Annotated in this window: 10 protein-coding genes; all 10 read left to right on the top strand. The window is 31.5% G+C overall.

What is annotated here, in order from left to right:
* The first annotated feature begins 286 nt into the window (after positions 1–286).
* The 10 genes from I6U48_RS13380 (at position 287) to I6U48_RS13335 (ending at position 13,633) form a co-directional block, all read left to right on the top strand.
* Positions 287–1,402 carry an ATP-binding protein gene (locus tag I6U48_RS13380; RefSeq protein WP_218320966.1) on the top strand — a complete coding sequence of 372 codons (1,116 nt, stop codon included), beginning with the start codon at positions 287–289 and terminating at the stop codon, positions 1,400–1,402.
* On the top strand, positions 1,363–3,777 hold the full coding sequence (locus I6U48_RS13375; RefSeq protein WP_218320965.1) for a DUF5682 family protein: 2,415 nt from the start codon (positions 1,363–1,365) through the stop codon (positions 3,775–3,777). Before I6U48_RS13380 ends, I6U48_RS13375 begins: the two co-directional genes overlap by 40 nt.
* The gene (locus tag I6U48_RS13370; protein WP_218320964.1) at positions 3,767–4,903 is read left to right on the top strand and encodes a VWA domain-containing protein; all 1,137 of its coding nucleotides are present in this window, start codon (positions 3,767–3,769) and stop codon (positions 4,901–4,903) included. The genes I6U48_RS13375 and I6U48_RS13370 overlap by 11 nt, the downstream gene beginning before the upstream one ends.
* Positions 4,879–6,606 (top strand): SWIM zinc finger family protein, encoded by a 1,728-nt coding sequence (locus tag I6U48_RS13365; protein WP_218320963.1) that lies wholly within the window; start codon positions 4,879–4,881, stop codon positions 6,604–6,606. The genes I6U48_RS13370 and I6U48_RS13365 overlap by 25 nt, the downstream gene beginning before the upstream one ends.
* Before the next feature lie 25 nt (positions 6,607–6,631).
* Positions 6,632–6,946 carry a hypothetical protein gene (locus tag I6U48_RS13360; RefSeq protein WP_218320962.1) on the top strand — a complete coding sequence of 105 codons (315 nt, stop codon included), beginning with the start codon at positions 6,632–6,634 and terminating at the stop codon, positions 6,944–6,946.
* Entirely contained in the window at positions 6,937–7,128 is a 192-nt protein-coding gene (locus I6U48_RS13355; RefSeq protein WP_218320967.1) for a hypothetical protein, read from the top strand. Before I6U48_RS13360 ends, I6U48_RS13355 begins: the two co-directional genes overlap by 10 nt.
* A 261-nt stretch (positions 7,129–7,389) precedes the next feature.
* Positions 7,390–7,881: a GNAT family N-acetyltransferase gene (locus I6U48_RS13350; RefSeq protein ID WP_218320961.1), complete on the top strand. Its 492-nt coding sequence runs from the start codon at positions 7,390–7,392 to the stop codon at positions 7,879–7,881.
* Positions 7,882–8,386: 505 nt separating this feature from the next.
* Positions 8,387–9,169 (top strand): YwqG family protein, encoded by a 783-nt coding sequence (locus tag I6U48_RS13345; protein ID WP_218320960.1) that lies wholly within the window; start codon positions 8,387–8,389, stop codon positions 9,167–9,169.
* Positions 9,170–9,299: 130 nt separating this feature from the next.
* Positions 9,300–12,806: a DUF4132 domain-containing protein gene (locus I6U48_RS13340; RefSeq protein ID WP_218320959.1), complete on the top strand. Its 3,507-nt coding sequence runs from the start codon at positions 9,300–9,302 to the stop codon at positions 12,804–12,806.
* Between the two features lie 53 nt (positions 12,807–12,859).
* Positions 12,860–13,633: an alpha/beta fold hydrolase gene (locus I6U48_RS13335; RefSeq protein ID WP_218320958.1), complete on the top strand. Its 774-nt coding sequence runs from the start codon at positions 12,860–12,862 to the stop codon at positions 13,631–13,633.
* Positions 13,634–14,228 lie beyond the last annotated feature (595 nt).

Here is a 14,228-nt window from a genome sequence, read left to right as displayed (position 1 = left end):
TTAACAACTCCTTATTTTCTGATTCTATCATAAATAGGGAGGTTTTGTAAATAAAGTTTTGGTTGTGTTTATCTATAACGGAATTAGGATGTATATAAACTTATGGATAATAAAATTGTAAATGAAATTTAAGAATTTATTAAAACTGTGAAATTATACAAAATTCATGATACAATAATAAATATTTATGGTACCTAAAGGAATAAAATGAAAAATAAAGTATAATAAGTACTGATAGTCAAAAATGGTATAATTAATTGAATATAGTACAAAATGGAGGTTTAAAATGGACAATTTAAAGGCGCTAAAGCCACCAGTAGAAGTGTTTTATGAAAAAGAATTGAAGGCTCTTGAACAAAATGATAAAGAACCTAAACCTAAAAATTGGAGACTTTCTCCTCAAGCAGTAAAAACTTTCATCCTTGGAAGTAGCAAGTCTATTGAATATGATGGTAAAAAAATAAAAATAAATAAAAAGTTTTTTGGAGATGACAGTCTTATTGAAAGATGTATAATCACTTTAGCAGGAAATAGAGGACTTATGCTTGTTGGAGAGCCTGGTACAGCAAAAACTATGCTTAGTGAACTTCTAAGCGCTGCAATTAGCGGCACAAGTAATAATACAGTGCAAGGAACGGCAGGCACCACAGAGGACATGATTAAATACACCTGGAATTACGCTATGCTTTTAGGTAAAGGACCTACAAAGGAAGCCTTAGTGCCATCTCCTCTTTACACAGGAATGAGTAAGGGATTAATAACTAGATTTGAAGAAATAACAAGATGCCCAGCAGAAATACAGGACAGTTTAATAAGTATACTCAGTGATAAGGTTTTAAACGTACCAGAGCTAGGGGATGAGGGGATTATATTTGCACATCCGGGCTTTAATGTTATTGCTACAGCTAATATAAGAGATAAAGGCGTAAATGAAATGAGTAGCGCCCTTAAAAGAAGATTTAATTTTGAAACAATATTCCCTATAAATGATGTGTCCCTTGAGGCTAAAATTATTGAGCAGGAAGTGGGAAAGCTTCTTGATGAGTCCGAAATTAAGATAAAGGTTGATAGAGATGTAGTTAATATACTGGCAACTACCTTCCATGAATTAAGAGAAGGAATTTCCTCAGAGGGCAGCAGAATAGACAAGCCGTCTGCCGTTATGAGTACTGCTGAAGCGGTTTCTGTTTGTTATCAAACAGTGATGAGCTCTTATTATTACAATAAATCAAAGCTTAAGGTGGATTCTATGGTTCAAAATATATTGGGAACTGTAGTTAAAGAGAGCAGAGAAGATATTGATAAGCTTAAAAACTATTTTAATATTATTATAAAAGCTAAAAGTTTAAAAGAAGGTGGATTATGGACGGAATTTTACGAGGCCAGGAAATGGATAAAATAGAGGAAGTATTTTCGAAGGCTTATGATTTACATAAAGATATAATATATTTTCCATTAAGACATCACAGCCCAGCTTGTTCTTTTCATTTAAAAAAAGTCATTGAAAATTATAATCCAGATATTATATTAATTGAAGGACCTTCCGATGCAAATGCTGTAACTCCTTATATAGGCCACGCGGAAACAACAGCTCCAGTATGTATTTATTACAGCTATTCAGATAACAAAAAACTTGTTAGTGCTGAAGGGGGAAAATACAGATGTTATTATCCTTTTTTAGATTATTCACCGGAACTTACAGCAATAAGAGAAGGTGAAAAGAGAGGTATTAAAACAGAATTTATTGACCTTCCCTATGGAGAAATCTTGATAAATAGTGCAGAGGGAAGAGGCCTTAGAAATGAGAAGGAAAAAAACTCTTATAATGATGATTATCTATTTGAAAAAAGTAAATTTATAACTTCATTATGTGAAAAACAGGGCTGTAGAACCTTTAATGAACTTTGGGAAATGCTTTTTGAAATAGATGGTATAAAAATAGAAACAGGAACTTTTATAAAAAACATGATAGCCTTTTGTTATCTTTCAAGGTCCTTTGAAAGTGAGGACAGCCTTAAAGAAGATGGCTGTATTGCAAGAGAAGTGTATATGGCATCAAAGATAAAGGAGATGTCCACTGAATATAAAAAAATTCTTGTGGTAACTGGTGGATTTCATACTTCAGGGCTTATAGAGCTTTCCTGTAAAGAGGAAACTATAAAATTACATAATATTGATAAAAAGGATGTGGGAGCTTATGCTATGGTGTATTCCTTTGAGGAAAGCGACCAGTTAAATGGATATGCCAGCGGTATGCCCTATCCAGCTTTTTATCAAAAAATATATGAAAATCTATGTGAAAACCTTCAAAATCCCTATGAAAAAGCTGTCCTGCATTTTATAGTAAGCTGCGGAAGAAAAATAAGAAAGAGTGTAGGAGGATTATCTACTGCAGATGAAATCGAAGCATTAAATATGGCTAAAGGACTTCAAACTCTTAGAAACAAAGCTGAATGTGGAGTTTATGAGCTGAAGGATGCCGTTAGAGCCTGTTTTATAAAAGGTGAACTCAATATGGCAACAGATGCTCCTCTTATGGAATTATTAGAACTTCTAAGAGGAAAAAACATTGGAAAGCTTTGTGATAGTACAGAAGTGCCTCCTATTATTATAGATTTTAGAGATATTTGCAGTAAATATAAGTTAAAAATTAATAATACCCTTGAGCAGGAAATTGTATTAGACCTTTATAAAAGCAGCAGACATAGAGAGATAAGTTATTTTCTTCATAGAATGTCCTTTTTAAATATAGGCTTTTGTAAGAATATTAAAGGGCCAGATTTTATAAATAAGAAGAATGTTAATCTTATAAGAGAAACCTTTAAATATAAATGGAATGTTCAAGTAGAAAGCGGTCTTATAGAAAACTCTGTATATGGTGGAACTGTAAAAGAAGCAGTAGAAACCCTTCTATTAAAAGAAATTACAAAGAATAAAAATGAAAGCGGCGAAGTTTCAGAGCTGCTTATTAAAGCTTTTATGATGGGGTATTATCAAATAATTTTAAAAGTGCTGCCAGATATGAAAGAAATAATAATAAAAGATGGAAGCTTTTATTCTGTAGCTCACTGTGCATATAATATATGTTTTTTATATAATGGAACAATGTTGTTTTCAGGGGAAGAAAGCTGTGACATAAAAGAACTTCTACTACAAGCTTATAACAAGGCAGTGACTTTAATTCCAGAGCTGTATGCAGTGCCGGAAGAAGAGGAAAATAAAGTTATAGACAAGCTAAAGAATATATATCAAATAACATTAGAAAGCAATTCAGATATAGATATATTTAAGGAAGCATTGTTTTCTCTTACAGATAGAGTTTCTGGAAATGCAGCAGTAGAAGGAGCTGCACTGGGACTGCTTTTAGGAGTTAATGAGATAGATAGTTTATATATTATAAAAAAGGCAGAAGGTTATCTATATGGAACTGGAGATAAGTTCTTAAAGTCTGCAGCCTTCCTTAAAGGATTATTTTCTACAGCAAGAGATATAGTTCTAAGTGAAGCAAAAATGCTTACAGCTATAGATAATGTTATGAAAAACATGGAGGAAGAGAATTTTTTAAGACTTTTGCCGGAACTTAGACTTTCTTTTAGCTTTTTTACTCCAGGAGAAATTGATTCTATAGGTAAAGCTTTAGCAGATTATTATGAGATAAGTGAAAGAAAGCTATTTGATGTAGAGGCTGCAGCTCCAGAGGAGTTAAAGTTTGCACTAGAATTAGATAGCTTTGGAGTTGACACCTTAAAGGAATGGGGTTTGATAAATGAAGGATGATATAAAGGCACTAAATAGATGGAGACTTGTGCTTGGAAAATATTCAGGTAACAATTTAAGTTTTTCAGAGGAAAATGTAAAATACGCAGATATGGATGCCTTATTAGAGTTTTTATATGAAAGAGAATATGGAGAAGAAAGAGGAGTAAGAAAGGAAAGAGAAAAGAGCAGAGGCTCTTTAGAGCCATCTAGTCTTACAGTTCCCAGCTGGATTACAAAAATAAAAGAACTATTTCCTAAAAAAACAGTGGAGATTTTAGAGATGCATGCTTTAGATAAATATAATATAAAAGAATTACTCACAGACAAAAGTGTCCTTGAAAAGCTGGAGCCCAACACAGAGCTTCTTAAAAATATACTTCAGATGAAGCACCTTATGAATGGGGATGTTCTTCAAACAGCAAAAAGAATTGTAAAAATTACAGCAGAAGAAATAGCAAGGAAGATGGAGCAGGATATAAAGGTAGCTATTTATGGCAGGATAGATAAAAATAGATATGGTGGAATAAAATCTTCAAGAAATATAGATTTTAAAAGAACTATAAGGCAGAATTTAAAAAATTATAATATGGAAACCAAGTCTCTTGTAGTGGACAGAGTATATTTTAATCAAAGAGTGAGGCCTACTAACCCTTGGCGAGTGATAATTGCTGTAGATGAAAGTGGAAGTATGCTGGATTCTGTTATCCACAGTGCTGTCATGGCTGGAATATTTGCGAAGCTTCCAATGCTTAAAACAAATCTTGTTATATTTGATACTCAGGTAGTAGATCTTACTGATTATGTAGATGATGTGGTGCAAACTTTAATGAGTGTTCAACTAGGGGGCGGAACAAATATAGGAAAGGCTCTTCAGTATTGCAGCAAATTAATAGAAAGCCCCCATAGAACCATAGTAATATTGGTAACAGATCTTTATGAAGGAGGCGGCTATGGCAGCATGTATGCTAGAGCAAAGGACATTATAGAGACAGGAGCAAAGCTTATGGTGCTTACGGCACTTGATATGGAGGCAGAACCTGTATATGACAGAAGCGCTGGTGAAAAAATGGCAGCTTTAGGTGCGAAGGTGGCTGCAGTAACTCCGGGAGGGCTTTCGAAATGGATAGCAGAGATAATTTCTTAGAAAAAATGAAAAACTTTTTACTTACTATTGATGAAGAATATTTAATAGGAATAAGTAACAAAGGCATAGTAAACAGGGCTAAAAAGGATTTAGAAGCTTCTAATAAAGTGGATATTGAAATAGAAGAGGAGGCTGTAAAATGTACCTTGGCAGATGATACAATCTGTTTTTTAAAGGATAATATTAAAGAATATAAATGCAGCTGTCCTTCAAGAAGCCTTTGCAAACATGTAGTAATGTCATATATGTATTTAAAAAATAACATAAATATCATATGCCCGTCAGTTTCTGAAAATTCAGAAGTACAGACTGAAAATAAAAGTTTCGATTTTACTAAGCTTTTAAATATAAACACACATAATCTTCCACAGATAATTGGAGAAAAAATTTTTAATGAAGCAGTAAAGAGGATAAAATTTGGAATAGAAGCTCAAATTGAGGAAGGATCTATTCTTACTATAAGATTTAAAGAAGAAAATTATATAGTTAAAATTATGGCAAATAATAAAGAAGGCATTTCAGAAAAAGAAATTCTTGAAGAAGCTATGTGTTCCTGCAAGAGTAAGGAAATTTGCAGACATAAAGTAGAAGGAATTCTGAAGTATCAGCTGTATAAAAAATTGATTAAAGAAGAGGATTTAAAGCTTTTCAATAAAAAGAGCAGCTTGGGTAAGGAGAGTTATAGTGAAGCGGCTAAAACAGTAAAAAAACTAATGGAAGATATACTTTTTATGGGCCTTTCAAGGATGCCGGAGAGTACTTTAGAAAAGCTTGAAAGCACTGCTCTTCTCTGCCATAACTATAATATACCTAATTTAGAAAAAAGCTTAAGAGCTGTTAAAAGTGAGCTGGACCTTTATTTTAAAAAGAATGCTTCTTTTTCCACTAGAAGTCTTAGAAATAAGTTATCAAAGATATATGCAGCAGCTTCAGCCATAGAAAGTTGTAAGGATGAGGAAATGCTTTACAATTTATGTGGAGAACATAAATCTTCCTATTATGATATACCGACTATTGATTTATATGGAATTGGTGCAGAAAGCTGGAGTTCAAAATCGGGATATGAAGGTATAACCTATTATTACTATGAGGAAAATAGAGGTAGTATATTTACTTACACAAATTCCAGACCCACTTATTATGATAATAAAAAGAAGAATTCACAAACAGCATATAGTTATACTCCAAGCTTTGGCATTGAAGGAAATACTGATGATATATCTAAATGTCATATAAGACTTTCCAAGGGGAAAATCAATGGTGAAAATAGAATTTCGGCAAGTGAAGAAAGCAGAGGGGAAGTTCTAGAAGTAACGGATATACATAAATTGAATTTAAAAGATATTTTTGTAAATAAATGGTATAAGCTTTTAGAAGGTTATCCAAGGACTTTCATGGGCACACAAAATGAAAATTCCAATCTTTACATTATCAAACCAGAGGAATTTGGAAAAAGTAATTTTGATAATATAAAGCAGAGTTTTACCATGGCTCTTTATGATAAAGAAGGCAAGGAAATTAATATGATAGTAAATTTCTCTAAGGAAACAAAAGCCATAATACAAAAGCTTGAAAGAATAGATAGGTTAAAAAAATACCCTGAAGGTATTCTTGTAAAAGCTTATATAATTGACGGAAAGCTTAGTGTTATGCCTATTACCCTTTATTATGAAGATATGAGTATTGAGAACTTGACACTGTAAGTTTTTTATATAAAAGGAGTATTGTATGGAAAAGTATGATAATTTATATTTTCTTATTGAAAATATTGAGGCTATTCTTGAAAGTATCCTTATAAGCGGATTTAATGTGGTAAATACAGGAAGTATAAAGGCTGCAGAAGAGGTTGCGGAAAACTGTGAAAATATAGGCTTAGTTTTTGCAGCAGACATGCTGAAGGAAATAGCAAAAGCACAGGAAACAAAAAGACATGATATTAACTATACTAACAGAGATATTATTGAAAAGTATTTTCTTTTGAATAACTACGTCCAAATCGTAAAAAGCAAATTAGAGGTAGAAAAAGCTAGAGGATGTATGTAAGGCTTGATGATTGCATTTGGTTAAAATTGGATATTTTTGAAAATCATTATTTAAATCAGCTTAATTCAAAGGTTCATAAAAAATATGAGCCTATAGATTTTCAAAATTATATGGGAGCTATGTCTCTTGAGGAATTTGCTAGAGAGATGTCCTTACTTAATTCACCAAATTATACGACGTAAATGCTGAAAATTGAAATATGAACTATGATCTTTGAAAATGAAATAATGCAGTGTTAAAAATTCCTATGTTTTGTATGTAACTGTGAAAGTATATGGAAAATGTGGTACAATTTTTATATAGATTAAATCGGAATAGTTAGATAAAACAAAGTAACTACTATATTTTATAAGAGACAAATAATAATTTATCAATTGGACTTTCAGATTGATTATTTATAAAATAGACATACTATAAGTTATTTTTAAGGGGGATAGATACACGTGAATATTAAAATAAAAGCATATGATAAAAATGATGTTGCAGAAGCAATTTATATCTGGAATGAGGTCGTTCAAGACGGTATTGCCTTTCCGCAAATGGATTTATTGACAGAGGGTAGTGGAGATGATTTTTTTTCACATCAATCATTTACTGGTATTGCCTATGATATGGGTAGTAAAGAAATTGTTGGTCTGTATATACTTCATCCAAATAACCTTGGACGATGTGGGCATATTTGTAATGCAAGTTATGCAGTAAAAAAGGGTATGCGTGGTCATCATATTGGTGAAAAACTTGTTATCCATTGTATGGATAAAGCAAAAGAATTGGGTTTTAAGATTTTGCAATTTAATGCAGTAGTTAAGTCAAATGAATATGCACTTCGCCTATACGAAAAACTTGGATTTGTTAAATTAGGCATTATTCCTAATGGATTTTTAATGAAAGATGGTACCTATGAAGATATTATTCCTCATTATCGTGTATTATAGTTTGCAAATTTTAACTTTTGGATCTGTTGTATCTTTCTTATTTAAAAAATACTAACAATTTATAAAAACACTGTATTATTCAAATTGAATTTTATAGTGTTTTAATGTTGTAATACCTAAAAGTTACGAAAATTGAACTATCAGATAATAAGATAAATAGAACAAAAAGCTTGTGAACTGATGCTCCTATTAAAATGTATTATCCTGATGCCTTAATATATGAGTTGAAAGGTGAATTTAGAAAAGTAGGATATAAAGCTACGGAGCATTTTCAAGTTATGAAACAATTTATTAATAATACTGAAAAAATGCTGGATATAATTATGAATCCATAATCAAGTAGGATATAATTAATAGGGACATATTTGAGGAGACAAAAAATAAGTTTTTAGAACAATTAAAATATATAATTACAAAGAAGAATATAAATAGTGATGTGAAAAATTAATTTTATAAAGGTATTGTAGTAGAGTATAAAAATTTATTTAAGGATAGGTGAGGAATAATGAAGAATTCAATTGTAGAATTACCAGAAAGTTTGGAAAAATATCGTGATAGTATAGAAAAAACTATAAAACCTTATATAAAGATAAAATTCCAGAAACAAAAAAACATGCTGTGGGAAAGTAAACTAGGAGGAGATCCATATCTAGAGATTGGAATGGAATATCCAAAGGCATCTAATGGAGAATACTTAAGATTATTAGCTCAAATTAATTTTGAAGAAATTCCTCCAATAGAAGCTTTTCCACAAAAAGGTATATTACAGTTTTTTATACTACCAGATGATATGTATGGGCTTGATTTTGACAATCCATGTGTGCAGGATACCTTTAGGGTTATATACATACCACATGTTGTAAAAAGTGAGGAAAATTTAATAAAAGATTTTTCGTTTTTAGGCGACTTAGAAGAAGATTGGTATATGCCTTTTGCTAATGAAGGAAAAATGAATTTTTCATTAGAATATATGCCAATACCTTGGGATGATTATAGATTTAATGATGTGTACAAGGATATGTGGTTAACAGATGAAGAAGATGATGATTACATGGAAAAATTAAATGCTGACGGCTCCAGAATAGGAGGATATCCTTTTTTTACTCAAGCTGATCCAAGAGACAGTGAAGATTTAAATAATCATGATACTTTACTGCTTCAACTTGATTGTGAAAAGGAATGTGACTTAATGTTTGGAGATGGTGGAGTAGCAAACTTTTTTATAAGTGAAGAAGATTTGAAGAAACTTGATTTCACAAAGGTGTTGTACAATTGGGACTGCTGCTAATAAATTAGAAATGATGTATATAAATAATAAAATTAAGACTGCAAGTATTAAAATTTATAGTTAGCAATAAGCTTTGCTACTTATGGAACTATATTATATTTAAGTGTTATAAAAAGGAGTGTCAATAAAAATGGGATTGGAACAACATTTAATAGAGAAAATAAATAATGTACTATTGGATTTAGATTTATCTTATGAGATTATTGATAGCTTTAAAGAATATGCTGAAGAAAGCGTCAAAGAAGAAGAATTCTTTAAGAAGCTTCCAAGTATAGATATGAAACAGTTAAAGGCTGAAGTAGTAGAGGAAGTAGTCAGTGTATACAAGTCTTTGAATAAGCATAAAGCAGGTGAGCTTTTATCAAAGTATTTAAAAATGCTATTTCAAATGGGAAAAGCATCTCTATTTTCTGTTTTAGATAAAACAACCTATTATCCTGGAACTTCATATTTTAAAAAATTCTTAGAATATGGTTTAAGCGCTACCTTTGTTATAGCGTATTATGCTACATCTATTACTGAAAAAGAAAGAACTTTAAGTCGTGATTTTATTTCATTCTATGATAGCCTTTATGAAAAATATAAGGACTCCTTTTTAGAAGCAATTCACATAAGTGAAATAAATGAACAGGCTATAATAATAACTTATTTAGCTTATAAGGAAGAAAAAGAAGAATATTTCCACTGGTTAGAAGAAGATATGATTAAGTCAGTAGAAAATTTATTTAATAATAATATATCAGAAATGGAAGAAGAACTTTTAATTAACTACTTAAAAGGAGAAACTTCAAATTTAGAGGAAACTGTAGAAACTCTAAAAAGCAATGGTAAATTAGTTTTAAATCTTAATAAATATATTTTTAGATTCCTCATAGGAATTAGTTGTACTACATGTATCCAATCAGAAATGTCCAGAAGATTTATTAAGTTTGCTGCTTTATTTTCTTATAAAGAGTTCTTTAGTGCTCTTCATAACTATCTCAAATATAATAGATATAATGTTATATCAAATCTTTTAGATATGCTTCAAATTAAAAGAGAACTGTATATTGCATGGCTTGGAGAGACTAACAATATAAGCTATGATTATAGCTTTGAAAAAGAACTAAAACAAGAGGTGGATAATCACAGGGAAGAATTTAAAAAGGCTGCGTCAATGTGTTTTGGAATTAATAAAGCTTATATGGCTTTTCTTCTCTGGCAAAAGGGGGAAGGCAAGGAGTTTTTAAGTGATGCAGAAGAGGTTTTCGTACATAACTTCTCCATCTTTATGGATAAGAATAATATTGAAAGAAATGTTTATGAAAATTTTTTACAATATTTAGAAGGTGACATTCTCTTTAGTGATATAGATAAGTCACTAGAAGGCCTCTTCGGAAAAAGAGATATTTACCTGTATTCTTTTAACTGTTCTAAAATCCTATTTTGGCTGAAGGATGTATCACCAATATTTTCAAGAGCTATGGACATATTTATTGCCATAGGAAATCCAGCTATACTAAGGCATATATATAATGATTATCTTAAGTATAAGGGTAAGAAAATCTCAGAAGATGATTTGAATTCCTATATAGAATTCCTAGAAAGCTCGGGAGCTTCTGTTAAAAATTATATATATTATCTAGGATATTGTGCTTTTGGTAACTATACTAGAAGCAACTTAAGTAGCCAAGCAGTTGCAATTATAGAAAAGCTAATGAAAACAAAAGAAGAAGAGGTAATAGAAAATATACCTAATTGTGAGGCTGAAAGCAGAAAAGGTATATTAGAAATCTTAAATAAAACTCTTGCTGGAGAAAAAAGTGCAAAAGTTCTTATAGGGTATTTAGGAGATTCTTCTAAAGTGGTAAGGGAAACAGCGATAAAACTTTTAAGTTCTAGCAAGACAGGGCAGCGACTAGTGATACCTAGTTTAAGTTCTAAAAAACAAGCAATTAGGGAAGCAGCAGTAAAGGTGCTTTTAAGGAGCAGTGATGAAGAAGTGCTGGAGGCTCTAAGTAAAGCGCTGGAAGTAGAAAAAAGTGAGAAGATAAAAGCTCTTTTAAGAGAAGCTTTAAACCTAGAAAGTGCTTTGGAGGAAAATAAGGAAGAATTAGATATTTTAGAATACTGTAAGCAAGGTTTAAAGGGTAATAAAGCAGCGACCTTAAGATGGCTGAATTGTGACACTTTGACAAAGGTAAGATTTAAGGATAATGAAGCTTATGCTGAAGATGAGATTATAAAATATATGCTGCTATGTTATGCTTCCTGTGTTGAAATTGGATTAAGTAGTGAAGCTTTAAAGGTAGGAGAACTTTTAGATAAAAAGGATTTATCAAAGTTTGCCTTAGAAGTTTTACAAAGATGGCTAGATGCTGGTGCAGAAAGTAAGAAAAAATGGGTACTTCCTTTTGCTTCGGTCTATGGAGATTATGAAGTAATAAGTTTACTTAAAAAGAATATAGAAGATTGGCCTAAGAATTCAAGAGGAGCAATAGCCAGTGAAGCTGTAAAGGCCCTTGCATTAAATGGCAGCAATGAAGCTTTAATAATAGTAGATAACATATCTAGAAAGTTTAAATTTAAGCAGGTTAAAACTGCGGCAGCTTCAGCTCTTAAGTTTGCAGCAGAACAAATGGGGGTAGATATAGAGGAGCTTTCTGATAGAATAGTTCCAAACTTAGGCTTTGATATAAGAGGAGAAAGAGTATTTGATTATGGAGATAGAAAATTTACTGTAACCCTTACGCAAGAGCTTACTTTAGAAATAACCGACGAAGGTCACAAAAAGCTTAAAAATCTTCCAGCTATAGCTAAGAAGGATGATGAAGCTCGGGCAAAGGAAGCTGCTGAAGAATTTAAAAATTTGAAAAAGCAGCTAAAGACAGTTATAAATATACAAACTATTCGTCTTGAAATGGCTTTGTCCAGCAATAGAAAATGGAAAAAAGACTCTTGGGTAAAGCTTTTTGTTGAAAATCCTATCATGCATAAGTTTGCTATAGGTCTTGTTTGGGGTATTTATAAAGATAATGCCTTAACAGACAGCTTTAGATATATGGAAGACGGCAGCTTTAACACTAAAGATGAGGAAGAATATGAATTAGAGGATGGAATGATAATAGGCATTGTTCATCCTATAGAATTAAATAATGAGGATATGGATTTATGGAAGGAACAATTTGAAAACTATGAAATAAAACAGCCCTTTGAACAGCTGAATAGAGAAATTTTTACCCTTACAGAAGAAGAAAAACAAGGAAATACCATAGAGCGTTTTGGCGGCATTATGTTAAATGGTTTATCTTTATTAGGTAAGCTGACAGGTTTTGGCTGGAGTAAAGGAGCCATTGGAGACGGTGGCGGTTATTATGCCTTTTATAAAGAAGATAGTAACTATAAAGTAGAGGTTGGATTAAATTTCAGTGGTGTAGCTGTAGGCTGTGAAAATGAAGAAATAACAGTGTATGATTTGTGTTTTTATAAATTAGGAACCATTTCAAAATATGCTTATATAAATAAGAAAACGCAGGATCAAAACATGGTACAATTATCTATTTTACCTGAAAGATTTGTTAGTGAAATTCTTTATCAGGTAAATAAAGCTGTAGCTTCTAAAACAGGAACTAATGATAAGTGGAGAGAAGAAAAATAAAAGTAGTTTAATTAATTTTGTGCTTTGAAGGCATTAAAAGAAAGGAATATTTTATGAAAGAATATATAGTAGATAACATGAAAAATAAGATGAGATATCATGACTTACCTGGTGAAGATACACCTATATTATTCATCCACGGCTTAGGCTGTGCTGGGTCTTTTGATTATCCTGAAGTAGCAGCACAAACCGATTTAATAAATCATAGACGAATATTAATAGATTTACTTGGCAGTGGATTTAGTGATAAACCAGATAATTATTTATATACTGTAAAAGAACATGCAGATTATTTGTATAATTTTGTACAAGACCTAAAGCTTTCTAAGTTTATTATTTTCGCACATAGTTTAGGTGGAGCTATCGCCCTTGAACTTGCTAGCAAATGTGGGGATAATATAGAGTCAATTATTCTTAGTGAAGCTAATTTAGATAAAAGTAGTCCAGGCTCCTCAACTTATGAATTTGGAAGCTATGAAGAAGAAGATTTTGTAAATGGAGCATTTGATGAAATTGTCAATGAAAATTCTATTGAAAACTCTATGTGGACGGCCACATTATCAATTTGGTCTTCTACAGCAGCAAGTAGAATTTCAAAGTCAGCAGTTGCTGGAGCAGAGCCATCATGGCGTGAAATATTATACTCATTGAAATGTAAGAGAACCTTCATTTTTGGTGAAAAATCTTTACCAGACCATGACCAAACTGAACTTAAAAAACACAATATAAATATTGAAGTTGTAAAAGCAGCAGGACATTCTATGGCTTGGGAAAATCCAAAGGGATTGGCAGAAGCAATTAAGAGAGGAATTCTTTATGAACTATAAAAAAATAGATTTGTTATTTCGAAAAAAGTTTTGGCAAACTAGAAGAACTTCGAAAAGAATATCCTCAAATTCCTGAGGAATATCTTGAGTATCTTTTAGAAATAGGAGCAGGTAGTTTTGCAAACGAGTTTTGCACTATCTTTGAGGACTTATGTGAAATAGAAGAGTTTTATGATGAGAGTCTTTTAGAATTTTTAGATTTTCAAGAAAGAGTAATACAATTTTAAAGTTACAGGGAATTGTTTCAATAGAAAGTCTTAAAAGCCTCGAATTTCTTGCATGGTTTGTTAGAGATAGTGCTAGAGCTGGAACTAAAATACAACTAAGGCCATTTGCACTGCCGCCGGTAACTCCAAATGGAAGACAGCTTGGGACAACCTTAAAATTTCATGTAGATTTATTTATTGATGGTATAGAGGAAACTTTAGAGCCAGCCTTTAAGGTAATAGAGGAGCTTAATAAAAATTTAAATTTATTTATTGATGTGTATGATATTCCAGTTAAAGGATAAGGGTTTTTTGAAATTGGAGTAAAAGATATAGATAACCACACCAGAAAGTAAATTTATACGCAGGGAGATGTTACCAAAGCTGAA

The sequence above is a fragment of the Clostridium thailandense genome (assembly GCF_019207025.1).
GTDB classification, from domain to species: domain Bacteria; phylum Bacillota; class Clostridia; order Clostridiales; family Clostridiaceae; genus Clostridium_AM; species Clostridium_AM thailandense.
The sequence above is the reverse complement of the archived record's forward strand: the minus strand, read 5'-3'. Positions and strand labels throughout refer to the sequence as shown.